Genomic DNA, 23,448 nt, shown 5'->3' on the forward strand with positions numbered 1-23,448 from the left:
GTAGTTAGCAATTATAATTATTTGAATATTAATTGTGTCAAAGTATATATAACGAGGCCAACCAATCCCCCAACTAAAGTTCCGTTCACACGAATAAATTGAAGATCTTTTCCTATCTCTAGTTCTAATTTATTACTTAACTCATCTCCTTTCCAACCAGCAACAGTATTGCTAATTATCGTCTCTACTTGATCTCTATTTTTCAAAACCATTTTATAGGCGAATGCTTTCACCCAATTATTAATTTTTAATTGCAACTCAGCGTCAGAATGAAGTCGCGTTGCAAAGCTTTCTACATTTTTTTTCAAATAATTGGACCAAGGTGAATCTTCCTTATCTAAGGCTTCGATAAAATTAGTTTTAAATGAAGTCCAAGCATCATTGATATAAGGACGTAATTTTTCCTCACTTATAAAAATTGATTTCCATTCATTTAATTGGCGATGCCAGTTATCAGAATTTCCAACATCATTTTTCAATTTTTCAATGGACTGCGTAATTTGTTTTCTCACCCAATGATTTTTATCCTCTTCAATCTCTTGGATAAAAGTGATAATACCTTGAGTAAATTCTTTGGATATCTTTTTTCCAGCTAAAAAACCTATAAGAGGACGTTTTTCGTTTATACGTTCCCGTATAATATCTTGGCTTTTCTCTGCGTAAGCTAAAATTTTAGGCAAAAGCGTATCCAATAATTTAACATCTTCACCATTGTCCAAAACATATTGTAAGCCGCCAGCAATCATTTTATCATAGTCTATCCCATTTAATATTTCGGAAGCTTTGATAGCAATCAATTCCTTTACATCTTCGTCAGGGAGATCAACTATAATTTCTTTGACTATAATATTCGCATTTTTGATTAAACTATTTTGATGTTCTGTAATTACAATCCATTTAGAAACCCATGACGCGATATCCAACTTGTCAATATAAGGACGAATATTTTCTTCAGATAAAAAATTATCTTTAACAAAACTTCCCAAATTTTCACCTATATCATTTTTCTTATTTTCAATCAAATTCGTATGTGGAATACGCAATCCCATTGGATACCTGAATAATGCAGTTACGGCAAACCAATCCGCCAATGCACCGACCATCGCAGCCTCAGAAAAAGCGTGTACATAACCAATCCAAGACATAGCAGATTTTCTTAAAAAATATTCAGTCACTAAATAAATAGCAAGCATCAACAAAAACAAACTAGTGGCAAATAATTTATGTTTTTTTAATTGAATCTCTTTTGGTGTCGCCATTATTACATTTTATTTGAATAAGTGAGTAAATGTAAAGGAAATATCCTAACATTTTAATAACAACAACTATTGCAAATGCGTTCAATTTTACCTATATTACATCTTAATTTTTTCTTATAAATATTTTTAAAATGTCAAATATAGATATCATATTACCAGAAAAAGCGGCGGATATAGGTAATTTTTTAGTTGGGAGATTATTACCATTTAGACAAAAAAGATCTGTTGGTCCATTTGTTTTTATAGATCATATGGGACCTACACATATGAAAGATACCGAAAATCTGGAAGTCGCGCCTCATCCTCATATTGGCCTTTCTACCTTGACTTATTTATTTGATGGAGCTATTACGCATCGTGATAGTTTGGGTAATGCAATGGAGATTACTCCTGGAGCCGTCAATTGGATGACGGCAGGCAAAGGAGTTACCCATTCTGAAAGAACGCCAGAGAGCTTGAGGCACAAAGATAAATACATGCACGGTCTACAAATATGGATCGCTATGCCCAAAGACAAAGAAGATATAGACCCCAATTTTGCCCATTTTGATGCAGATTCTATTCCTAGCTGGGAAGAGAAAGGTGTTACATTTAAATTGATTGCAGGTCAGATTGGGGAGCATATTTCTCCTGTGCCCGTTTATAGTAAATTGTATATGTTGGAATTAAAAAGCCAAGATGCCGTTACGGTAAATCTGGTAGATCAATTGTATGGAGAAAGTGGTCTTTATATTGTAAATGGAAAAATTAAAAATCAAGAAATTGAATATGAGCCTGGATTTTTACTTATAACAAAAGATGCGCATTTATGTACATTTGAAATGGAGGCGAATACGACGGTGTATATATTCGGAGGAGAACCATTTCCTGAAGAAAGATTGATTTACTGGAATTTTGTTTCTAGTTCTAAAGAAAAAATTGACAAGGCTAAAGAAGACTGGAAAAATCATCGATTTCCACTCGTTCCCAATGATGATGGCTATGTGCCGTTGCCTGGTAATTAAAAAATAAAAAGGCTCAAATTATACAATTTGAGCCTTTTTATTTTTATACATACGCCAATTCTGCTTCTTTCACTTTTTCAAAAATATTTGGATCATGTGGTCGTATTTTTATTTTCACATATTTAGATGCAGGCATATTACTTTCCTTAACTACATTATTTACAGAAACTAACACGTTCGTTTCTGGAAAATAAGTCATCGTATTTCTTTCTGGTATTGGATAAGGTACAACTACAAATAAAGGAGCAATACGCTCAACATCGTCATTATAATTGAACAAATCGACTTTATCCCCTTCTACCCAACCTTCACGAGCCATATCTTTTTCATTCATCATCACAACTCGGCGACCATGCAAAATACCACGATAACGGTCATCCAAACCATACAAAGTAGTATTAAATTGATCATGCGTACGTGTCGTTGCCATCATATACTCATCCACTTCAAGTGTATTTACTGGTAATTCCGTAATGGTAAAGGATGCTTTTCCCGTAGCAACTTTAGAAGTAAAATTTCCTTCCCGTGGACCATTTGGTAAATAAAATCCACCTCTTTGACGTACGCGTTCATTATAATTATCAAAACCAGGAATGCAACTTTCTATGGAATCACGAATAGCATCATAATTATTTAAAAATCTGCTCCAATCAACCTTACCTGTTGTGCCATAAGTAGCCAACGCCATATTACAAACGATATTAGATTCGTTCATTAATTGATTAGAAACGGGTTTCAATATACCTTTGGAACTCTGCACGACGCCCATAGAATTTTCTGCACTGACGATCTGTGCTTTGCCATTAATAATATCTACATCACTTTTTGCCAATGCAGGTAAAATAATGGATTCTAAACCATGGACAAGATGCGTACGGTTTAATTTGGTTGAAACACTTACCGTCAATCCAATTTTGCGCATTCCTCGCGCTGTATAGGTTGTATCAGGAGTTGCAGAAAGAAAATTACCTCCCATTGCAAAGAAAAATTTAATTTTTCCATCATGCATGGCGTGTATGGCATGAACGACATCATATCCATTTTCACGTGGAGGATTAAATCCAAAATGTGTTTCTAATTTATCCAATTGATCCTGCGTTGGCTTTTCATTGATCAACATTGTACGATTTCCTTGCACATTGCTGTGACCACGTACAGGACAAACGCCCGCACCTGGAATACCAATACTTCCTTTCATTAGTAAAATATTGACCATCTCTCGCACCATATCTACACCATTGGGCTGTTGGGTAATACCCATACCCCAACAAAATATCACTTTTTTTCTCTTTGCTAATAAATCCGCCGCTTCTTCCAACTGTTCCATGGTCAAGCCAGACTCCTCCGCCAATACATTGAGATCATAATCTGCAAATTGTTGGACAAATTCATCATAGCCCACGGTTTTATCATCCATGAATTTTTTATCCAAAATCGTTCCTGGAGCTAAAGCTTCTTTTTCCAAAAGCATTTTTTCCATCGCCTTGAAAAAAGCCATATCTCCATTTATTTTTACAGGTAAATATAGATCTGACAATTTTGTTTCTTTAAATACACCGATGGGGGATTGTGGATCTCTAAAACCCATCAGACCTGACTCTGGCAAAGGATTGACCGCGATTATTTTTCCACCTTTTTTCTTACAAATAGAAAGCGCACTCATCATTCTGGGTGCATTCGTTCCAGGATTTTGCCCAACGATAATAATCAATTCCGCATCATGCAAATCTTCTAACTTCACCGTACCTTTTCCAATACCAATGGTTGGAGATAAACCTGTCCCAGAAGTTTCGTGACACATATTGGAACAATCAGGCATATTATTCGTCCCCACAACTTTTGCAAATAATTGATATACAAATGACGCTTCATTACTAGTACGTCCAGAAGTATAAAAAATCGCTTCATTGGGATCATCCAATGCATTAATATGTGTCGCTATTTTTTTAAAAGCATCCTCCCAACTAATTGGTTGATAATGCGTTCCTCCTTTAGGTAAATACATCGGCTCCGTAAAACGACCATAATGCCCCAATTCAAAATCCGTATGTTGAGATAATTCGTAAACAGAATGTTCTTTAAAAAAAGCCGCTGGCGTCGTTTTCGTCGTAGCCTCTTCGGCTAAAGCTTTGGCTCCATTTTCACAATACTCTGCAATAGGTGAACGCTTCTCATCGGGATCGGGCCAGGCGCAACTTGCACAATCAAAACCACCCATTTGGTTCATTTTGAATAACGCTTTTCCTCCTCTCAATACTGTTTTTTCCTCAAATAAATCCGCGATAGAAGCCATTACTGCTGGCACACCTGCCGCCCAATTGTGAACTTTATCGACTTTTAAATTCAACAATTTAAACGGATTTTCTGCAGAAGGTTCCTTATTTTCTTGTTTAGAAATATCCTTATCGTCTTTCATATTGTGAAATTTAATGGATTAACATTGCATTTTAGGATTGGGATAATTGTCGCTCTGATCCTCTGACGTATTATCAATACATACAAAATCTTTTTCGATCAAAATCGCAACAGGACCAGAATGCTCTTCAAAACCAACTTTTTTTGTTTCAAATAAAGCAGTCGCTTTATCTTTTGGTATAAAAATAGAAATCTGGTCACCATCAAAATTGGTTTCTAATTTTTCTACATCCGCACTAATAACAGCGTAGGACAATGTTTTATTAAAAAATGCTGTCTCTTCTTTTACGCTACCCTCTTTCGCCAATTTTTCCACTTCGGATTGCGCCAATCTTAGTCGCAACGTATTTCCTTTTATTCTAATTTTCATATTTCAATTCTGATATTAAAATGCGCTCATTTGCATGGTAAATATTACATTTTTTATCCCGCAAAAAGCCAACTAAAGTTATATCAAATTCTTTTGCCAAATCCACAGCTAAGGATGAAGGTGCACCAATCGCTGCGATAATCTTGATACCCGCCATGGCGGCTTTTTGTATCAATTCAAAACTCGCACGACCGCTCAACAACAAAACTTGGTTGTTTAACGGCAATTGATGCGCCATCAAAGCTTCACCGATCAATTTATCCAAAGCATTGTGTCGACCAACATCTTCTCTTAAATAAAGCAAATTTCCAGTCGTATCAAATAAACCCGAAGCGTGAATACCGCCTGTTGCTGAGAAATTTTGCTGCGCATTTCTCAATAATTGAGGTAATTGATACAACAAATCCAAGCTGACTGCAACTTCCGTTTCTTTTTCGAAATGTTTTGTCGTAACAGTCCGTATAGCATCAATCGATCCTTTACCACAAACCCCACAACTCGAACTTGTATAAAAATTTCTTTCTGTATTATTCAGATTGGGATAAAAACCCTTTTTTAATTGTATTTGAAGGATGTTTTGCTTTTGAAATTCGCATATCATTCCTGTATGCGCCACAACTTCAATTGCATCAAAACTGGTAATAATTCCTTCTGTAAATAAAAAACCAAGCGCTAGTTCTTCATCATTTCCAGGTGTGCGCATCGTAACGGAAATAGATTTTTGAATGAGTTGATCATTTTCAAAAAAGGACAATCGAATTTCCAATGGTTCCTCAACAGCGAGAATATCTTTCTCTTCTGCGGCGTCTCCATTGTATATTTTCACAATAGGCACTTTTTGTATCGAACGAGCATCTATTTGTTCCATAAATAGCACATATTTATCCTAAATTTACTAAAATTATTCTAACTATCCACCAATCGAAATCATACTTCGATTTTGCAATTGCAGTGGATCAATTTTATCTAAATCAGTAGTGAATTGGCCGCCTAATTCTTTTGCTTTATCCAATACATTTTGGTGTATTAATTCCAATACATTTTCATTTTTGCGTAATGGAGTAAGAAGATCTACTTCATTTTGCGAAAAAAGACAATTTTTCATTTTTCCATCGGCGGTTAATCTAAGACGATTGCAACCCGAACAAAAAGGAGCTGTCATCGTACTAATAAAACCAAATTGTCCCTTAAATCCAATCACCTTATATTTTCTACTTGTATCATGGATATAATGCGCTATCGATTCAATGCTCCAATTTTGTTGTATTGATTCCAACAAAGATTCCATAGAAACGACTTCTTGGCAATTCCATTCATTGCCTTCAAATGGCATAAACTCTATAAAACGAACTTCTATATTATTATTTTCCGTTAATCTCACAAAATCTAAAACCTCGTCATCATTTACTCCTCGCATCACGACCATATTAATCTTCACGTGAAAATTGCGTCGAATTGCCTCATTAATATTTTCCCAAACTATATGAAATTGATCACGTTTTGTTATTTGAAAAAATCGCTCTGCACTCAACGTATCCAAACTAATATTGAGTGATTTCGCATTGGATTTTTCTAATACATCCCAATATAAATGTAATCGTGTCGCATTGGTCGTAATGGCAATCTCAACGGGTAATTGAGTTAATCGCATTAAAATATCCCCAATATCCTTTCTAACAAAAGGTTCTCCACCGGTTAACCTAATTTTTTTTACGCCGTTTTGAACAAATAATTTTGCTAAAGATTTAATTTCATCTGCTTGCATCAATTTGTCATTTTTCATAAAATGATAAATTTCATCAGGCATACAATATTGACAACGCAGATTGCAATTGTCAGTGAGTGAAATTCTTAGGTAATCATGTATTCTATTGTAACGATCAATCAACATTTTAAAATTATCTAAACTAGGTCGTAAAATTTACTATAAAGGTAAATATAAATTACCTCAGATAAGAATTATGCCTTATAAAACAATCCTAAAGATTCCTTGAATACAGAATTACAAAGGTTTTTGTTAATTTAGCCCAAGCAAATAGTCGTCATGAGCAAGGAAAATAAAGTGTATTTTTTTGGACAATTAAAGGATATTACCAAAATAGAGGCAATAACCATTAAAGATGTATCGGACACGGACGAACTATTAAGGGAAGTAAAAACTATTTATCCAGATTTAGAAAAAATAAAATTTTTCGTTGCAGTTAACAAAAAAATGATTCAAGAAAATACGAAAATCGAATCTGGGCAAATCATCGCTTGTATGCCACCATTTTCTGGTGGTTAAATGTTATTAGGATGAATAAATATCAAAGACAAATCATATTGCCTTCGTTTGGATTTGAAGGACAAAATAAACTTTCTGACGCTACCATTTTAGTAATTGGCGCAGGTGGATTAGGCTGTCCTGCATTACAATATCTAGTCGCTGCGGGCACTGGTACTATAGGGATTATAGATGGCGATACCGTATCCGAAACAAATCTGCACCGACAGATTTTGTTTACGGTAAATGATATTGGAAAAAATAAAGCGACCATAGCAAAAGAAAAATTATCACAACTCAATCCAGACGTCAAAATCATCGCCTATACGCAAAATATTACAACAGAAAATGCGTTGGATATTTTGGAAAAATATGATTTAGTTATTGACGGAAGTGACAATTTTCCTACTAGATATTTGGTAAATGACGCTTGTGTTTTACTTAACAAACCTTTTGTGTATGGTGCAGTGTCTCAATTTGAGGGGCAAGTGGCGATTTTAAATTCGGGTGAGCAAAAAATTAACTATAGAGATTTATTTCCAGAAATACCTACTCAAGGAAGTATTCAAAATTGTGCAGAGGCTGGAGTATTAGGCGTATTACCTGGCATTATCGGCACGATGCAAGCGACTGAAGCTATTAAATTTATAGTTGGATTCGGGGAAACTTTGGAAAATAAACTATTGACATATAATTTACTTTCTCAAGATTTATTCACCATAGATTTGATAAAAAATTCTCAAGCAGTGCAATTCATTCCGAAAGATAAAAGTGCATTTTTAAATATGCAATATCAAACGATTTGTACAACGGCAGGAATCGAAATCGATGCCCCATTATTTAAAAAAATGGCAGATACGGCAACAGTTGTAGACGTCAGAGAATATGAGGAATTGCCTAAGTTGAATCCTCTATCACATATTCAAATACCCATGTCAGAATTGGAAGAGCGGATCCAGGAAATCAAAGGCGACAAGATTATTTTTGTTTGCCAACATGGCATTAGGAGCAAAAATGCGATGCAATATTTTGCATTTAAAATTGGTGGCAATCATGAATTGTATAGTTTAAAAAATGGTGTAGTTGCACTCAATTAATATGGAAGAAAATTTGGAGAAATATTTTCATCAAGGCGCCATTTCTAGTCATTTAATTGGAGAGATAATTGCTCGAAAACAACAAAATTCGTCTATTGGTGGTCATGATATTTTTTTAGGACAAATAAGAACAGATAAAGTTGAAGAAAACGTAGTAGCGGCTATTGAATATACGACCTATAAAGAAATGGCAGCGGAAGCCTTAGCACAATTAAGTTTGGATATTAAAGAAAAATTTCAACTAATCGATGTAGTAATTTTACATAGTTTGGGTACAGTTCAAAAAGGAGAAATTTGCCTATTTGTTATGGCTTCAGCTGGACATAGAAAAGAAGCAATAGACGGTTGTAAAGAATGTGTGGAAAGGATCAAAAAAGAAATACCTATTTGGGGAAAGAAATCTTTGCAAACGAAGATTTTCAATGGAAAGTTAATCAATAATACATGAAAAAATTAAGCATTTTAATAGCAATACTATTTAGTTGTTACACATCATTTTCACAAGAAAAAATTACCGTTGCTGTTGCTGCGAATATGCAATACACGATACAGACATTGATAAAAGAATTTAACAAACAAGACAAAACGCAAGTTCAAGTTGTGATAGGCGCATCTGGTAATCTAACGCAAGAAATCTTAAACGGAGCACCTTTTGACATATTCGTTTCCGCGGATACAAAATTTCCAGAAAAGTTACACGAACAAAACAAAACTATAGGAATCCCCAAAACCTATGCGCAAGGAATTTTAGTATTATGGACGGCAAAACCTAATATTAAATTACCAAAATCAGTACAAGAACTAAAAAATCCTAACTATAAAAAAATAGCGATCGCCAACACCGAAACCGCGCCGTATGGCAGTGCGGCAAAGTATGTACTAGAAAAAGCAAAGGTTTGGAATGAAATACAAGGCAAATTAGTAACTGGTGAAAGCATCACGCAAACAAGCCAATTTATCGCCACGCAAAATGTAGAAATTGGCTTTACGGCAAAGTCAATTGTAGTGGCTACCCCTGCAGAAAATAAAGGAAAATGGTTAGCAATAAAAGCAGCAGATTATCCGCCTATCAATCAAGCTGCGGCACTATTGAAAAACAATACAGAGGCGCAAAAGTTCTATAACTTTTTATATTCCAATACTGCAAAAAGTATTTACAAACAATTCGGATATTTAGTTCCATGATGGATTGGTCACCATTAATATTATCCCTTTCATTAGCGGCGAGTACAACGATAATTTTATTTATTTTGTCGTTACCAATTGCAATATGGTTGTCTCGAAAAAACTCTTTTGGACGTTCTATTGTGGATGCAATTGTAACCCTACCTATGGTATTGCCGCCGACAGTCATAGGTTACTATCTTTTAGTGGCTTTTAATCCTGAAAAAAATTTGGGCAAATGGTATGAAAAAATATTTCACTCTCAAATTTCATTCTCATTCACAGGGATTTTAATTGGGTCGATCATTTATAGTTTGCCATTTATGGTTCGTCCATTAAAAGTAGGCTTACAAAACATCCCAAAGAATATCGTTGATGCGTCTTATACATTAGGAAAATCATATTGGGAAACGCTATGGAAAATAAAAATACCCAATTGTAAAAATGCTATTTTAACGGGAATTATATTCACTTTCGCACATACAATTGGTGAATTTGGAGTCGTCTTAATGATCGGAGGAAACATTCCGAACAAAACGCAAACCGCATCTATTGCTTTATATAATTCTGTTGAAATATTTGACTATAAGACTGCAAATACTTACGCCATCATAATGATATTATTCTCATTTGTAACGATAATTACCTTAAATATATTTAGTAACTATAAAAAAATAAAGACAAGTTTTTAGATATGCTAAATATTCGTTTAAATAAATTATTAAAGATTCAAAATCAGAATCAAAATTTGTATTTTGAATTAGTATCGCCAAAACCGGAAATAATTGGCATATATGGCCATTCTGGGATTGGAAAATCAACCATTTTGCGTATGATATCTGGAATATTAGCGCCAGACAACGGATTTGTGCAACTAAATGAAAATGTAATTTATAGTTCGGATACCAACATTTACCTACCAACTACAAAACGGAAAATCGGATTTATATTTCAAGATGGTGCATTATTTCCCCATATGAATGTTTTGGAAAATATACAATATGGTGCAAATTTTCATAATATTGAAGCGCTTACTAATGATCTCCAAATTTCGCATTTATTAAAAAAGAAAGTATATGAGCTGTCAGGTGGTCAGAAGCAAGCAGTTGCATTGGCACGAGCTTTGGCAAATGAACCATCCTTATTACTTATGGACGAACCCTTATCAGCGGTAGATAGCGAATGGCAAGTGACAATTATTGAATATATAAAAAAATATCAGCAACAGAAACAAATTCCAATTTTATATGTTAGTCATAGTTCAGATGAAATAAAAGCATTATGCACTAAGATGGTTTTGATAAAAGACTATAAGTCAAGTTCTATAATGAATCCATTAGAATATTTCCAAGAAGAAATTATAGAAAAATCGAAACTAATAAAAGCTGAAAATGGAAATTATGCACTTCTAATTTCGGATAAATTAGTTCAAAATAATAATAATTTTAAAATTTCACTAATAAAATAAACTATTATGATTAGTGTGAATGAAGCTAAAGATTTAATCAAAAATAATCTTCCGTCTCCTAAAACGACCACTATTTTATTGGAAAATGCTTTAAATTATGTGTTGGCAGAAGACATTTATTCTACTATAAATATTCCGTCATTTAGACAATCCTCTAAGGATGGATACGCCATTTTACATCAAGATATTGCAAATAATAATTTCGAAATTGTGGGAGAACAACCTGCCGGAATAAGCAAAAATTACGAAATCAAACCTAATCAAGCTATTCGTATTTTTACAGGAGCGCCTTTACCCAAAAATGCAGATACAATCGTAATGCAGGAATACACAGTGGTCGACAATAATCAAATGTCCATAACTGGTGCAAAATTCTCATTGGGTAGTGACGTAAGAGAGATAGGATCAGAAATTGCAATAGGGGAATTAGCTCTTAAGCAAAGAACCCAATTACAAGCGTCTTCAATTGGTTTTTTAGCCATGTTGGGCATTACGGAAATCAAGGTATATAATAAACCAAAAATATCTTTAATTATTACTGGAAATGAATTGGCGGCTAGAGGAACTCAGTTAATAGAAGGGCAAATCTATGAATCCAATAGTATCATGCTTTCTAATGCGATACAAGGGACTATAAATGAAACGCCAAAGATTGTGTTTGCAGAAGATAATCTTGAAACTTTAAAATCTGTTATAGACAACACATTAAAACAAAGTGATCTTATTATCTTAACTGGCGGTGTAAGTGTAGGTGACTATGATTATGTAAAAAAAGCATGCGAAGAAATTGGGATAGATACTATTTTTCATAGAGTGAAACAAAAGCCAGGCAAACCATTATATTTCGGTAAAATAGGTAACAAAATAATTTTTGGTCTTCCAGGAAATCCGGCTTCAAGTCTTTCTTGCTACTACATTTATCTTCAAAATTTTCTTCTGGATTTTGCAAAAATGCCTTTAACAACAACTATCAAGTTGCCTTTGGGAAAATCTTACACAAAAAGTGGCTCACTAACCCATTTTTTGAAAGCAAAAATTGTTAATGGTAAAGTTTTCCCATTGACGGCACAAGAGTCATTTAGACTTTCTAGTTTTGCAATAGCCGATGCGCTGATTATTTTACCCGAAACAAAAGAAAATTTCGAAGAAAATGAAATAGTTGAAGTAATCACTTTATCCAACTAAAATAATATTATGGTCGATATTACACATAAAATATATACTTTAAGAAAAGCAATTGCAAGTGCAGAAGTGAACGTTTCCTCTATTGAGACTATTAATAAGATAAAAAATAATGAAGTTCCCAAAGGAAATATCTTCGAGTTTGCAAGAGCCGCAGGTTTATTAGGCATCAAAAAAACAAGTGATTTGATTCCAGATTGCCATCCATTACCCATTGAGTACACATCTATCAACTATGAAATTATTGATTTAACAATCAAAATAATATTAGAAGTTCATACAATTTATCGCACTGGAGTAGAGGTGGAAGCAATGCACGGCGCATCCATCGTTGCACTGACTATGTATGATATGTTGAAACCAATCGACAAGGGAATTACAATCAATAATATAAAATTAGAACACAAATCAGGAGGCAAATCAGACTATAAAAAAGTAAAAATTGCAGACTTGAATGTAGCTATTATAGTTTGTTCCGATTCTATTTCACAAAATCAATCAGAGGATACTGCAGGATTGTATATTATGAAAAAAATGAAAGAATTTGGTATACAAACGATTGATTATAGTATAATTCCAGATAACTCCAATGGAATTAGTCAAAAAGCGCAGCAACTGTGTAACGATTATTTTGATCTTTTAATATTCAGTGGTGGTACTGGACTTTCTGACCGAGATAATACACCCGATGCCATATTGCCATTATTGACAAAACAAGTGGATGGTCCTATGGAAATTGCGCGTAATTATGGTCAAGAAAGAATGCCGTATTCTATGCTATCCAGAGGTGTAGCAGGATTTATAGACCAAACATTTGTATTGACAATTCCGGGTTCAAAAAACGCAGCGGAAGATTACATGAATGCTTTATTCCCCTATTTATTTCACGTATTTCAAGTAGCTAATGGATTTAAACATTCTTAAAATATGGTGAGAGGTATTGTCATGTGTGGCGGGCAAAGTACGCGAATGAGGTCCGATAAAGGTTTAATGAAGTTTCATTCGCAATATTGGGTAGAAATTGCTTATCAAAAATTGAATAGCTTAAATATTCCAGTGAGTATTTCAATAAATACAACACAATTGAAAAATTATTCACAATTTTTACCTCAATACAATTATATTGTAGATAACAAAAAGTTTGATGTAAAAGGTCCACTAATTGGAATAATATCTGCACATTTAAAATTTCCCAAGGACGACTTATTGATTCTCGCGACAGATATGTTACTTTTAAAAAAAGAGACGTTAAACTATATCATTCAATTAAATTTGAATAATTCAAAAGACGTAACATTGTACCAAACGGATCAATATTTGCAACCATTATGCGCTATTTATACAAAAAATGCGCTAGATACAATCATTCAACAAGTGTTGTCCGATGAAATAAAACATTATAGTTTAAAAAGTATTATTCAATCCTTAAATACAGAATTTGTACAATCCGAAATTACTTCCGAGTTCCAAAATTTCAATACTATTGAAGAATTTAAAAATCTTCTTTAATCATTATCTGTTTTAACAATCAACTCGACTAACTGAAAGCAACTACGAGCAGGTTTCTTTTCATCGGGTACAATTATTCTTAAGGGTCCCTTTTCTTTTGGCAAAACTTTTCCGTCCATTTCGTCTGCAATAATAACCACTCGGTCTGTAAAATTAGAATCTAGTTCAGCTAAGGAAAACAATACTTTATAACCATCAGCACATTTTGCAATTACATATTTTGATAAATTTTTTCCACGCAAATTAGTGCCCATCGTAGCGCCAGCTTTTGTTAAAATAGACTGTATAGAATAACCACCATAAACGTGTTTATTACCAACTTTGTCTATAAAATTTACCTCTATTTTAGGAAATAAATGTAGATTTTCCAATGTCAAAGTTTGAGGTATTAAAACATCACCAGATACTTTCAATAAAAAATTTTGTTGACTAAAACTTGTAATACTAATAAATATTAAAACAAGTAATATAGATAGCGTTTTTTTCATAATCAAAGATATTAGAATAACTTAAATAAAAACTACTGTACCATAAAAATAAATTACAATAACTGCAACATACAATAAAAGTAAAAAAAATGACAATTTTAATAGATGTTGAATAGAAATTATTATCTACCGACAAATTGAAAATGCATTTTCTTTATCTATACATCTATTAACTATCTTATTATACAGTAAGTTTTTATATGTGATATGATTAAGAAATGAACAAAAAGTACAATTTTAAAATCTATAAAATGGTAATGCAGCAAATTAAAAATGTGGAAGTATTTATTCGTAAATATAGTCACTCAAAGTGATCATTTATTAATGGGGGGAAATCTGTCATAGCTTAAATAAATTTTACTAAAATAATATAGCCTGAAATATTAAAAAATGGAAGGGACGCTCCTTTTAAATGAACTATACATTTTTCAATAGATAATTTATTAGTTAGTTTTTTGCATCAAATACTAGTAAAACCCACCCAAAAAAGCAATTTATTTATGCTTTCAAATATTGAAAATGATTCACTATAGTTCGTTTTTGCATATTAAAACTACTATGAATGGTGCTTTTGTCACTGTTGGAGTATAAACGCAAGCAATGCTTTTCTAATTTTCTTATTCAAGAAATTCTTTTATTATAGATATGATTGTTCCATATGTTCTATAAATATACTAAATAATCCCGCTTACGTTATATTTCTATACATAAGATTGATTATCCACTTATTTATCTTTTTTCAATTGAATTATCAAATAGCTACAATAGATGTTTGCGTTAACAATATACCATAGTCTCAAGTCTTTTAGTAGTGGTGATATAAATTGATTTTAAGCCTGATTATAAAATAAATAATCAGGCTTAAAATTAATTTATGATAAAAAATTAATTAAATGCGGCTTTCAAAGCTTCTGCGGCTTTAGCTGGATCAGCTGCACTATAGATAGCACCACCAGCAACTGCTACTTCAGCACCTGCGGCTAACACATCTTTAATACTGTTTGCATTAACACCACCAGCAATGGAAAATGGAACACCAGCTTCAATACCTTCATTGATTAATGTTTGAATAGAATATCCAGGCAATGCTTGTTCGTCCAAACCTGCATGTAATTCAACAAAAGCAACCCCCATTGCAGACACTTCTTTCGCTCTTTGTACTCGATTTTTAACACCGATGGTATCAACTACTACTTTTTTACCTAATTTATTTGCTGCGGCAACAGCTCCTTTGATTGTAGCATCATCTACAGTACCCATAACAGTTACTAAATCTGCACCAGCATTGAATGCCATTTCAGCTTCTAATGCCCCAGTATCGGCTGTTTTCATATCAGCAAATACTAATTTATCAGGGTGCGCTGCTTTCATAGCTGTTACAACTTTCAAACCTTCTTGTTTGATCAACGGAGTACCTAATTCTATAATATCCACATATGGAGCGACTTTTGCTGCTAATTCTAATGCAGCTTCTGTAGAAAGCAAATCAATTGCTACTTGTAATTTTGCCATGATTGTTTTATTTAATATTTATTTAATTATTCTAGATTGGCGTGTTTGGGCCATAGTTCTTCTTTTGTTTTACCTGAGTTTTCCCATAAAACAGAAAATATAGCATCTAATACAAATAATGTACTTTGTTCAAATAAACTACCTGCATATTGTTGAGATATATTTTCCGAAAAATCTGTTTTTTGTGCAGCGGGAATTTGAATTATATGGTTGGCTATTTCTGCTAATGGATTGTCCTTATTAGTAGTGATTGCCAAAATTTTAGTATTTACTTTTTTTGCCTTTTCGGCAGCAATTAAAACTGTACTAGTTGTTCCTGAACCTGAAGCAACTATTAATATATCATTTTCCAATATTGCTGGAGTTACTATTTCACCAACTACAAAAACATTCAATCCTAAATGCATAAAACGCATAGCCGCCATTTTTAATGCAAGTCCACTCCTACCAGTTCCCATGAAAAAAATACGGTTTGCTGATACCATTGCATTTTTGGCAAGGTTCAATTCTACTTCAGAAACATTCAACAAAACTTGTCGATTTTCAATTAATATATCTTGTATTTTATTTAAAATATTTTGCTTTTGTGACATCTATCCATGTTTAACATTGCAAAAGTAAAATAGAATAACAGGGAATGTAAAGACAATAATTGCAATAGATAGCATAATAATAGCACGAAAAACTGTCCCCAAAAAAAAGTTGTAAATTTGTAATTGTAATGTGTTTGATATGAAAGATTCAATTTTAAATATTCCAATAAACTATGTAAATACTGAGCCTGCGGACAATAAGCGTAGTTTCGGTATGGAATCTTTTGAATTATCCGTATTGGAAACATTTGAAACAACTACAATAAAACAGCGGTTCCAAGAACCGATCTTTTACAACTTATTGAGAGGTAAAAAATTGATGAAATTTAAAAATGATATTCCTATTGAGTATCTTCCTGGAAGCACTATGATCGTTCCGCCAAATTTGGAAATGGAAGTTAATTTTCCTGATTCAAGTTTAGTAAATCCTACTCAATGCCTTTCTCTGACGATTGATAAAATGAAAATCGCCAGTTCATTATCTTTATTAAATGAACGATATCCACGACTGGATGGTCAACTATGGCAACTTTCAATGAAAGATTATAGTGTATTTACAAATGAAGAAATTTCTTCCCTAATATATAAATTGTATCATCTTGCAAATCAAAATACGCAAGAAGCTAGAATAATAGCAGAGCTAACCTTGACGGAACTATTGGTATTACTTTTTCAATCGCAAAATAGAAAGGATTTATTTCTTAATAATAGCTTTGGTGCATTAAATGACTTAGTGAGATATATTCAAGACAATTTGGATAGTGAACTTACTATAGCGTTTTTATCTCAACAAATGTCCATGAGCAAAACCACTTTGTTTCGTACTTTTAAAAGAGAATTTAATATTACACCGCTAGAATATATCAATAAAGCTAGAATAGAAAGAGCCAAAAGAATATTGATTGAACAGCCTCATCTGACTATTGCAGAAATAAGTTATCTAGTCGGTTTTGAAAATCCTAATTATTTTACTCGATTGTTTAAGCAATATTTACATACGACTCCTACTATACTTAGAAAAACAAACCAAAAATTAAGTTAGATCCAAAATAATCTATTTAATTAGATTGTATATCTCCAGAATTCTCCACATTAATTTGATTATCTTTTGGTAATAATTTCACATTTTCCAATGTAGGAAATGTTACATTTTTTAATTGAATAGCTAGTTTCGCATCTAATCTACTACATTCCCAATTTATATTTTTTAAACGTAGATGTTGGACATTATTTACGCTAAGAGCCCAGACACCATCAGGAGTAGTTGTAGGTGTAAACTTTACGTCAATATTTTCCAATGTAATATGATCAAAATAACCTCCATTGTGACTATGAATATAAAAAGCACCTCTTATACTATCTGCTACTATATTTGTAATTAATATATTATTTGCATTATTTTCCCTATTCAAATTAAGCATCAATGCATTATCCATATTATGCATTTTTAAATCATTAATAGTAACATTATTGATGTCTCCTTTAGTTACACCCCAACCTCCAGGTTGTATATAAATACCAGCTAGCATATTTGTTCTATGCGCCGCACCAGAAGTTCTATGTGTAAAGACTCCAGGTCCTTCAAAACTAGAATGTTCAATTTTTACACCATCAACGGGCATAATCACACGAATACCATTACAAGATGAGTTAATTTTACAATCTGTAATAACAAAATTATTCCAATACCCTCCAGCAATTGCATCATCTCCTGTTTCGAATGTACTATTCCTAATCAATATATTATTACCACCTCGAATATGTATACCGTCCCAACCTTGTTTTATATGCATATTTTGTAATATTACATTATCCAAACTATATCCCAGTATGGCATAATTACCTGCTTTTTGCACTGTAATATTTGATATTGTTATATTTCTGGAAGGTAGTTGTGTAGTCTAGACACAATTCAATTTCAAAATAAAAAAAATAAAAAAAATGATTATAATTATAACAAAAAAAGATTTAGGAGATAAAAATATTAATATCATAAAAGAGGATTCAATTAATATTAAAATTCCAATACCTAATTTAGAAAATGATGAAACTTTTTTTCTTGACGGTGTTTTTTGTAAAAAAATAAACGATACAAAAGAAGAGAAAAGGACTGGTATATTAAACGTAGAATATAAGAGATCCTTAATTTTGAAAATTCTAAATGGTTCTTCTTTAGAAGATATAAAATTGATAATAGATTCAACAATGGGGTCAATTAATGATAAATTATTCTTCCATTCTATTGATTAATTTTTCATATGGCTCTTTTGTAATTATATGGTATTTATTCCTTTCCCCATTAATTGGAGAAGATAACATAATCTGAGTATATCCATTTTCCACTTTTGCTATTGATACAATATGATTCTTAGAAATAACTCTCTCTAATGGAGTTTCTTTACTATTATCTATTAAGTGTATAAATTCTTTCATATTTTGTTTTGCCTAAAATACAAACTTAGTACGAACTTTAAATAAAAAACATAAATTTGTTCTGAAAATATTAAGCTACGTACTTATTTTGCCTCCAGAAACCGACCAAGTTTAAGCATTTAAGTAAGACGTAATAAAATATGCCAAAAGTACGGTGGCCACGTTTAGACGTGAGGTCACTTATTTTGGCATATACGTTCTTGGTCGGGCGTTGGAGGCAAATAAGTTGGCTTCACGTCGCTTTTTTAAGACAAATTTATCCTTTAGGAGCCTTAGGAATATATCTTAAACCGACCAAAAAATGAACAAGATCCCAAATTGGATTAGATGGACTTTGGTTCCCATTAGTGTTATTGTGTTTTTTACTTTATTACCTGTATTATTTAAAACTTTAGTTGAATTTTTAGGATTTTTACCCCCAAATAGTCGTATGTATAAATACTATACAGTACCACTAATTGATGGTATTAGTGCAGCATTAACAGTTTATATTCCATCAGAAGAAATTGCTCCATCTAAAAGCAAAATTGTAGCACTTGTAATTGTATTAATAATTTCTATTCTAGCTTTGATTACCATATTACTAAATTTAAGATTTTTAGACATTAAACAATATATTAGCATTATTGCTATTTTGGTATTTTCTTGGGCTGTATATTTAAATATACCAAAATCGAAAGAAGTTAAAATTGTGAGAAAATAGTCTCATTTTATCCATTTCACATATTTTACGTAATTTCACGTTATGGAGAAGAAAAAAACAAAATCTATGGAGGAATTGGTAAATAACTATAACAAGATAGTTAAGAAAGCCCAACAAAATAATAATAGTAATGAACTTTTTAATAGGTTATTAAAAAAGGCAACTATAAAACCTAGGCAATCCGATTCAAAATCTCGTTAAATAAATTTCCTTGATATAACTTATGCATGTATCTAAAAGATACTTCATCTATGTATTTTTGAAGATGTTTTTTAGATACATGAATATAAGATCCATTTATAGTTCGCTTTACATGGGACCAAAATCCCTCTAACGTATTTGTATAAATATTACCATCAACATATTGACCTCTTCCATGATCTACGAATAAGTGATTATACCTGCTTGATAAACCATTATAACCATGCCATTCGTCTGTAAATACTGTACTATTTTTCTTTACATTGCTATTGATTAGAGGTTGAATACTTTCTTTTCTTGTATTGTCAACTACAAAACATTTTACTCTTCCACCTCTTTCTAATATACCCAATACAGGTGTTTTATCTTTGAAACTGCGACCTTGGCATTTTTCTACTTTTTTATCCTTATGCCTATTTTTATTTTTCCCTCCAACAAAAGTTTCATCACACTCAATTGTACCTTCTAAAAGATCAAAAGAGTTATCCTGCATTAATTTTTTTATTTGGTGTGACATTCTTAATGCTGTTTTATAACATACATCCAATGCTCTTTCTAATTCTTTTGCAGAAACTCCATTTTTAGATGTTGAATAAAGATATATAGCATAAAACCAATAAGTTAATGGAGTAGTAGTTTTTTCGAAAATAGTATCTTTCGTAGGATATAGTTGATTTCCACATTTAGAACATTGGTAAGATCGTCTATGTTTAGTCCTTTTGTATGTTCCAACTTGATTACATTTAGGACATACACAACCTTCATATCTTAAAGAAAAAACCTTATCCAAACAAGCATCCTCATTTGGATAATCTTTCATAAAATTGGATATAGTATACTTTGACATAAACAAATATAATCAATAAAAACTATATTTGTGTTTTGAGTACACATCTGCCTTCTGGAATTAGATAATAGGATCGTATGGGCACCCCTCATCCCCTCCTCTCCTCGTCCATTAAATACATGCTGCCCATCAATCACTCCCTCTCCTAGTAGGGTAATATTTTGAACTTCATTTCCTATGATCAAAGCCTTTGTCCAAATGGAATCATAAGCACTATTACTATTATTTCCTTGATCACTGATCGTGCTATATTTTGTCAGATCCTTTGAAGGTATAAAAGAACGATAGTCATTAATATTAGAAGATCCCATTAAATAAGCATCCTTTTCCAACAAAATATTTACATTAGAAGCTAAAAATATAGTTCCTGTTATAAATTTACCTCTTGGAATGATTACTGTACCTCCGCCTTTTAAATAGGCTTCTTGGATTGTACGATTAATTGCTTGTGTATTGATCGTTCTTCCATCAGCTTTGGCGCCAAAATTTAGAATATTATAATTAGATTGACTATTGCCTATTATTGGTACACAAAGAATACTTATTAATACGTATTTAACGACTAGTCTTATTTTTTTACGGAGATAATACCCTTCCATTATAATCAATTTTCGCCTTCAAAAGTATCAATTTAATTGAAAAAATAATAGGAATGTAAGATTAAAATCAATTACATTCCTATCATTTTCTAGTTTTAGTAATGCAGAACTATTAATTTGGTCGGCTTGCAATACTTTTTCCGTAAGAATTAGAAGGTTTATCTCCCATAACAAATGTTAGCGTACCACCCTTAACTATGGTACTATGATCTATATACATTTTAGGATAATCTTTTCCATTCCATAATACTTTTTGAATATATTTATTTTTCATATTATTGTTGACCACTTTAACATTAAATGTTGTATTCTTAGAAATATGTATTGTTATATCATTTGCTAATGGAGTTCCAAATACATATCTGCCAGATGTCGGATCCACTGGATACATTCCCATAGCTGTAAATGCATACCATGCGCTCATTTGACCAACATCTTCATTACCACAAAGTCCATCAGGTTTGTCTGTATAGAAACTGTCCACTGAAGCACGTAATAAATCAGCAGTTTTATCTGGGCGACCTAAATAATTATATAAATAAATAATATGATGACTTGGTTCATTTCCTTGCGCATATTGTCCTATCATGCCAGATATGTCTGGAGGTGCACCATCTCCTAACTCAGAGGACATATGGAAAAAATGATCCAATCTGTCCTCAAAAGTTTTCTCACCACCTACTAAGGAAATTAAACCCTTTACATCCTGAGGTACGGACCATATATATTGCCAAGCATCACCTTCTGTATAATCATGTCTTGGAGAAATAGGATTAAATGGTTCTCTAAAACTCCCATCTAATTTTCTTCCTATAAAAAATCCTCTCGAAGCATCCCAATATTTATGATATAATTCACTTCTTTCTTTAAAATATTTAGCATCTTCTACTTTGCCTAGAGACTTTGCCATTCTTGCAATACCTGCATCTGCAATCGCAAATTCTAATGCCCAAGAAACCGATTGACCTAAAGAATCCATTGGAATAAATTGTAACTTTTGAACATAGTTTAATCCAGATTTTTGACGCATTGCAGTAGAGCGCACGGCTTCGTATGCTAATGCTATTTTATCACGAGGTATTAATCCTTTAAGATATGCATCTGTAATAACTGGAATTGCTGGGTTACCAACCATACAATCTGTTTCACATCCCATTAATGGCCACACGGGTAATCGACCTTGTTGTTGAAAAATAGCAAGCATAGAAGAGACCATATCTTGCACTTTTTCAGGCTCAGCAATAGTCATAAAAGGCGCCCATGCCCTATAAGAATCCCACAATGAAAGTGTAGTTACGTTTTTAAAATCTGCATTTTTATATACTTTTTTATCTGTTCCTCTGTAATCATTATTTACATCATTGAACAAAGACGGAGCTATGTACATGTGATACATGGCTGTATAAAAAATAGTTTTTTCCTTTTGAGGAGCATCGAAATCTATTCTGGATAATGTTTCATTCCATTTTTGATCGGCGGCATTTTTATATAAATCAAAATTCCAGCTAGGCATTTCTACTTTCATATTTAAAAGCGCATTTTCTTCACTTACTGGTGAAATTGCCACTTTTACCTCAATGTCCGCATTTTTTTCTGCGTTAAAATATAGTGCAGCTTTAACTTCTTTACCTTGTGCTTCATTTCCTGCAACAGGATTTGAGCCATCAAATAATTTTACGCTTTGACTAGGTTGAGATAGTTTTATGGCAAAATAAACACGTTTATCATTTGCCCAACCCGAAGCTAAGCGGTAGCCTACAAAAGTAGAGTCATTAACTTTCTTGAAGAATGTCTTTTTTGGATCATCATATTGATGAAATCCCAAATCTACAAAAATATTAGCGGAGGTTTTGTTCTCATAATGATATTTATGTAAACCAACTCTTTCCGTACTAGTAAGCTCAACATTTACTTTATATTTATCCAAGTAAACTTGATAATAGCCAGGACTTACATGTTCTGAGTTCCTTGAAAAATATGATCCATATCCACTTTCAGGATCATTTTCTTTCATTGGGAATAATTGTTGTTTTCCATTGGCTGGAACTAACAAAATATCATTCAAATCGGCACATCCTGTACCACTCAAATGGGTATGCGAAAAACCTAAAATTTCTTTGCCTGCATAATTATAACCAGAACACCAATCCCAGCCTTTGTTGATCTGAGTCGGACCTAGTTGAACTGCCCCAAATGGGACATCTGCCCCTACAAAAACATGACCATGACCATCTGATCCTATTCTTGGATCAACAAAGCTCGTTTTAGTAGTGGTTGTCTGTGCATGTAATGTTGTTCCTAAAAAGACTAAAGTACTTGATAAAAAAGATTTGAAATACAT

General features: G+C 32.6%; 26 protein-coding genes. 13 read left to right on the forward strand and 13 right to left on the reverse strand.

Annotation, left to right across the window (positions count from 1 at the left end):
- Window positions 1-17: 17 nt before the first annotated feature.
- Entirely contained in the window at window positions 18-1,259 is a 1,242-nt protein-coding gene (locus E0W69_RS06825) for a DUF445 domain-containing protein (RefSeq protein ID WP_131329271.1), read from the reverse strand.
- A 131-nt stretch (window positions 1,260-1,390) separates the two neighbouring features.
- On the opposite strand from E0W69_RS06825, the gene E0W69_RS06830 reads away from it, so the two are divergent.
- Window positions 1,391-2,263 carry a pirin family protein gene (locus tag E0W69_RS06830; RefSeq protein WP_131329272.1) on the forward strand — a complete coding sequence of 291 codons (873 nt, stop codon included), beginning with the start codon at window positions 1,391-1,393 and terminating at the stop codon, window positions 2,261-2,263.
- Window positions 2,264-2,306: 43 nt separating this feature from the next.
- On the opposite strand, the gene E0W69_RS06835 is transcribed toward E0W69_RS06830, so the two are convergent.
- From E0W69_RS06835 to moaA, 4 genes are read right to left on the reverse strand one after another with little or no spacing between them, the layout of a single operon-like run.
- Window positions 2,307-4,679 (reverse strand): FdhF/YdeP family oxidoreductase, encoded by a 2,373-nt coding sequence (locus E0W69_RS06835; protein ID WP_131329273.1) that lies wholly within the window; start codon window positions 4,677-4,679, stop codon window positions 2,307-2,309.
- Window positions 4,680-4,697: 18 nt separating this feature from the next.
- On the reverse strand, window positions 4,698-5,048 hold the full coding sequence (locus E0W69_RS06840; RefSeq protein ID WP_131329274.1) for a DUF7009 family protein: 351 nt from the start codon (window positions 5,046-5,048) through the stop codon (window positions 4,698-4,700).
- On the reverse strand, window positions 5,038-5,916 hold the full coding sequence (gene fdhD, locus E0W69_RS06845) for a formate dehydrogenase accessory sulfurtransferase FdhD (protein ID WP_131329275.1): 879 nt from the start codon (window positions 5,914-5,916) through the stop codon (window positions 5,038-5,040). Before fdhD ends, E0W69_RS06840 begins: the two co-directional genes overlap by 11 nt.
- A 42-nt stretch (window positions 5,917-5,958) precedes the next feature.
- Window positions 5,959-6,939 (reverse strand): GTP 3',8-cyclase MoaA, encoded by a 981-nt coding sequence (moaA, locus tag E0W69_RS06850; protein ID WP_131329276.1) that lies wholly within the window; start codon window positions 6,937-6,939, stop codon window positions 5,959-5,961.
- A gap of 153 nt (window positions 6,940-7,092) precedes the next feature.
- Here moaA and E0W69_RS06855 point away from each other — a divergent pair, with 153 nt between their 5' ends.
- The 9 genes from E0W69_RS06855 to E0W69_RS06895 all read left to right on the forward strand — a co-directional run bounded on the left by E0W69_RS06855 (window position 7,093) and on the right by E0W69_RS06895 (window position 13,731).
- Entirely contained in the window at window positions 7,093-7,332 is a 240-nt protein-coding gene (locus E0W69_RS06855; RefSeq protein WP_131329277.1) for a MoaD/ThiS family protein, read from the forward strand.
- An 11-nt stretch (window positions 7,333-7,343) separates the two neighbouring features.
- A complete protein-coding gene (locus tag E0W69_RS06860) occupies window positions 7,344-8,408 on the forward strand; it encodes a HesA/MoeB/ThiF family protein (protein ID WP_131329278.1) in 1,065 nt (354 codons plus the stop codon).
- Between the two features lies 1 nt (window position 8,409).
- The gene (locus E0W69_RS06865; RefSeq protein WP_225321429.1) at window positions 8,410-8,856 is read left to right on the forward strand and encodes a molybdenum cofactor biosynthesis protein MoaE; all 447 of its coding nucleotides are present in this window, start codon (window positions 8,410-8,412) and stop codon (window positions 8,854-8,856) included.
- Window positions 8,853-9,593 (forward strand): molybdate ABC transporter substrate-binding protein, encoded by a 741-nt coding sequence (gene modA, locus E0W69_RS06870; RefSeq protein WP_131329279.1) that lies wholly within the window; start codon window positions 8,853-8,855, stop codon window positions 9,591-9,593. The genes E0W69_RS06865 and modA overlap by 4 nt, the downstream gene beginning before the upstream one ends.
- A complete protein-coding gene (modB, locus tag E0W69_RS06875) occupies window positions 9,590-10,264 on the forward strand; it encodes a molybdate ABC transporter permease subunit (RefSeq protein WP_225321430.1) in 675 nt (224 codons plus the stop codon). The genes modA and modB overlap by 4 nt, the downstream gene beginning before the upstream one ends.
- A 140-nt stretch (window positions 10,265-10,404) precedes the next feature.
- Window positions 10,405-11,040 carry an ATP-binding cassette domain-containing protein gene (locus E0W69_RS06880; protein ID WP_255478225.1) on the forward strand — a complete coding sequence of 212 codons (636 nt, stop codon included), beginning with the start codon at window positions 10,405-10,407 and terminating at the stop codon, window positions 11,038-11,040.
- Between the two features lie 6 nt (window positions 11,041-11,046).
- Window positions 11,047-12,225 carry a molybdopterin molybdotransferase MoeA gene (locus tag E0W69_RS06885; RefSeq protein ID WP_131329281.1) on the forward strand — a complete coding sequence of 393 codons (1,179 nt, stop codon included), beginning with the start codon at window positions 11,047-11,049 and terminating at the stop codon, window positions 12,223-12,225.
- A gap of 9 nt (window positions 12,226-12,234) precedes the next feature.
- On the forward strand, window positions 12,235-13,146 hold the full coding sequence (gene moaCB / locus E0W69_RS06890; RefSeq protein WP_131329282.1) for a bifunctional molybdenum cofactor biosynthesis protein MoaC/MoaB: 912 nt from the start codon (window positions 12,235-12,237) through the stop codon (window positions 13,144-13,146).
- A gap of 3 nt (window positions 13,147-13,149) precedes the next feature.
- Window positions 13,150-13,731, forward strand: a complete 582-nt coding sequence (locus E0W69_RS06895; RefSeq protein WP_131329283.1) for a molybdenum cofactor guanylyltransferase — start codon at window positions 13,150-13,152, stop codon at window positions 13,729-13,731.
- Here E0W69_RS06895 and E0W69_RS06900 read toward each other — a convergent pair.
- The 3 genes from E0W69_RS06900 to hxlB form a co-directional block, all read right to left on the reverse strand.
- Entirely contained in the window at window positions 13,728-14,219 is a 492-nt protein-coding gene (locus tag E0W69_RS06900; protein ID WP_131329284.1) for a molybdopterin-dependent oxidoreductase, read from the reverse strand. The genes E0W69_RS06895 and E0W69_RS06900 overlap by 4 nt on opposite strands.
- An 885-nt stretch (window positions 14,220-15,104) precedes the next feature.
- A complete protein-coding gene (gene hxlA / locus E0W69_RS06905; RefSeq protein ID WP_131329285.1) occupies window positions 15,105-15,731 on the reverse strand; it encodes a 3-hexulose-6-phosphate synthase in 627 nt (208 codons plus the stop codon).
- Between the two features lie 26 nt (window positions 15,732-15,757).
- Complete coding sequence (gene hxlB, locus E0W69_RS06910) at window positions 15,758-16,324, reverse strand: 6-phospho-3-hexuloisomerase (protein WP_131329286.1); 567 nt, start codon at window positions 16,322-16,324, stop codon at window positions 15,758-15,760.
- A 139-nt stretch (window positions 16,325-16,463) separates the two neighbouring features.
- Here hxlB and E0W69_RS06915 point away from each other — a divergent pair, with 139 nt between their 5' ends.
- The gene (locus tag E0W69_RS06915) at window positions 16,464-17,366 is read left to right on the forward strand and encodes a helix-turn-helix domain-containing protein (RefSeq protein WP_131329287.1); all 903 of its coding nucleotides are present in this window, start codon (window positions 16,464-16,466) and stop codon (window positions 17,364-17,366) included.
- 16 nt (window positions 17,367-17,382) lie between these two features.
- Here E0W69_RS06915 and E0W69_RS06920 read toward each other — a convergent pair whose 3' ends face one another.
- Window positions 17,383-18,180 carry a glycoside hydrolase family protein gene (locus E0W69_RS06920; RefSeq protein WP_191967990.1) on the reverse strand — a complete coding sequence of 266 codons (798 nt, stop codon included), beginning with the start codon at window positions 18,178-18,180 and terminating at the stop codon, window positions 17,383-17,385.
- Window positions 18,181-18,265: 85 nt separating this feature from the next.
- Here E0W69_RS06920 and E0W69_RS06925 point away from each other — a divergent pair, with 85 nt between their 5' ends.
- A complete protein-coding gene (locus tag E0W69_RS06925) occupies window positions 18,266-18,574 on the forward strand; it encodes a hypothetical protein (protein WP_131329289.1) in 309 nt (102 codons plus the stop codon).
- Here the strand turns inward: E0W69_RS06925 and E0W69_RS06930 are convergent.
- On the reverse strand, window positions 18,551-18,757 hold the full coding sequence (locus E0W69_RS06930) for a hypothetical protein (RefSeq protein WP_131329290.1): 207 nt from the start codon (window positions 18,755-18,757) through the stop codon (window positions 18,551-18,553). The genes E0W69_RS06925 and E0W69_RS06930 overlap by 24 nt on opposite strands.
- 301 nt (window positions 18,758-19,058) lie before the next feature.
- On the opposite strand from E0W69_RS06930, the gene E0W69_RS06935 reads away from it, so the two are divergent.
- Complete coding sequence (locus tag E0W69_RS06935; protein ID WP_131329291.1) at window positions 19,059-19,460, forward strand: hypothetical protein; 402 nt, start codon at window positions 19,059-19,061, stop codon at window positions 19,458-19,460.
- Window positions 19,461-19,632: 172 nt separating this feature from the next.
- Here E0W69_RS06935 and E0W69_RS06940 read toward each other — a convergent pair whose 3' ends face one another.
- The 3 genes from E0W69_RS06940 to E0W69_RS06950 all read right to left on the reverse strand — a co-directional run bounded on the left by E0W69_RS06940 (window position 19,633) and on the right by E0W69_RS06950 (window position 23,448).
- Window positions 19,633-20,508: an IS1595 family transposase gene (locus tag E0W69_RS06940; protein ID WP_131329292.1), complete on the reverse strand. Its 876-nt coding sequence runs from the start codon at window positions 20,506-20,508 to the stop codon at window positions 19,633-19,635.
- The gene (locus tag E0W69_RS06945; RefSeq protein WP_131329293.1) at window positions 20,478-21,107 is read right to left on the reverse strand and encodes a glycosyl hydrolase family 28-related protein; all 630 of its coding nucleotides are present in this window, start codon (window positions 21,105-21,107) and stop codon (window positions 20,478-20,480) included. The genes E0W69_RS06940 and E0W69_RS06945 overlap by 31 nt, the downstream gene beginning before the upstream one ends.
- 112 nt (window positions 21,108-21,219) lie before the next feature.
- Window positions 21,220-23,448 (reverse strand): GH92 family glycosyl hydrolase, encoded by a 2,229-nt coding sequence (locus E0W69_RS06950; RefSeq protein WP_131329294.1) that lies wholly within the window; start codon window positions 23,446-23,448, stop codon window positions 21,220-21,222.

The organism is Rhizosphaericola mali (assembly GCF_004337365.2).
Classification (GTDB): domain Bacteria; phylum Bacteroidota; class Bacteroidia; order Chitinophagales; family Chitinophagaceae; genus Rhizosphaericola; species Rhizosphaericola mali.

Coding starts and splice junctions, on each gene's coding strand:
- E0W69_RS06825 (WP_131329271.1), bottom strand. CDS start 1,259: ATGGCGACACCAAAAGAGATTCAATTAAAAAAACATAAATTATTTGCC.
- E0W69_RS06830 (WP_131329272.1), top strand. CDS start 1,391: ATGTCAAATATAGATATCATATTACCAGAAAAAGCGGCGGATATAGGT.
- E0W69_RS06835 (WP_131329273.1), bottom strand. CDS start 4,679: ATGAAAGACGATAAGGATATTTCTAAACAAGAAAATAAGGAACCTTCT.
- E0W69_RS06840 (WP_131329274.1), bottom strand. CDS start 5,048: ATGAAAATTAGAATAAAAGGAAATACGTTGCGACTAAGATTGGCGCAA.
- fdhD (WP_131329275.1), bottom strand. CDS start 5,916: ATGGAACAAATAGATGCTCGTTCGATACAAAAAGTGCCTATTGTGAAA.
- moaA (WP_131329276.1), bottom strand. CDS start 6,939: ATGTTGATTGATCGTTACAATAGAATACATGATTACCTAAGAATTTCA.
- E0W69_RS06855 (WP_131329277.1), top strand. CDS start 7,093: ATGAGCAAGGAAAATAAAGTGTATTTTTTTGGACAATTAAAGGATATT.
- E0W69_RS06860 (WP_131329278.1), top strand. CDS start 7,344: ATGAATAAATATCAAAGACAAATCATATTGCCTTCGTTTGGATTTGAA.
- E0W69_RS06865 (WP_225321429.1), top strand. CDS start 8,410: ATGGAAGAAAATTTGGAGAAATATTTTCATCAAGGCGCCATTTCTAGT.
- modA (WP_131329279.1), top strand. CDS start 8,853: ATGAAAAAATTAAGCATTTTAATAGCAATACTATTTAGTTGTTACACA.
- modB (WP_225321430.1), top strand. CDS start 9,590: ATGATGGATTGGTCACCATTAATATTATCCCTTTCATTAGCGGCGAGT.
- E0W69_RS06880 (WP_255478225.1), top strand. CDS start 10,405: ATGATATCTGGAATATTAGCGCCAGACAACGGATTTGTGCAACTAAAT.
- E0W69_RS06885 (WP_131329281.1), top strand. CDS start 11,047: ATGATTAGTGTGAATGAAGCTAAAGATTTAATCAAAAATAATCTTCCG.
- moaCB (WP_131329282.1), top strand. CDS start 12,235: ATGGTCGATATTACACATAAAATATATACTTTAAGAAAAGCAATTGCA.
- E0W69_RS06895 (WP_131329283.1), top strand. CDS start 13,150: ATGGTGAGAGGTATTGTCATGTGTGGCGGGCAAAGTACGCGAATGAGG.
- E0W69_RS06900 (WP_131329284.1), bottom strand. CDS start 14,219: ATGAAAAAAACGCTATCTATATTACTTGTTTTAATATTTATTAGTATT.
- hxlA (WP_131329285.1), bottom strand. CDS start 15,731: ATGGCAAAATTACAAGTAGCAATTGATTTGCTTTCTACAGAAGCTGCA.
- hxlB (WP_131329286.1), bottom strand. CDS start 16,324: ATGTCACAAAAGCAAAATATTTTAAATAAAATACAAGATATATTAATT.
- E0W69_RS06915 (WP_131329287.1), top strand. CDS start 16,464: ATGAAAGATTCAATTTTAAATATTCCAATAAACTATGTAAATACTGAG.
- E0W69_RS06925 (WP_131329289.1), top strand. CDS start 18,266: ATGATTATAATTATAACAAAAAAAGATTTAGGAGATAAAAATATTAAT.
- E0W69_RS06930 (WP_131329290.1), bottom strand. CDS start 18,757: ATGAAAGAATTTATACACTTAATAGATAATAGTAAAGAAACTCCATTA.
- E0W69_RS06935 (WP_131329291.1), top strand. CDS start 19,059: ATGAACAAGATCCCAAATTGGATTAGATGGACTTTGGTTCCCATTAGT.
- E0W69_RS06940 (WP_131329292.1), bottom strand. CDS start 20,508: ATGTCAAAGTATACTATATCCAATTTTATGAAAGATTATCCAAATGAG.
- E0W69_RS06945 (WP_131329293.1), bottom strand. CDS start 21,107: ATGGAAGGGTATTATCTCCGTAAAAAAATAAGACTAGTCGTTAAATAC.
- E0W69_RS06950 (WP_131329294.1), bottom strand. CDS start 23,448: ATGTATTTCAAATCTTTTTTATCAAGTACTTTAGTCTTTTTAGGAACA.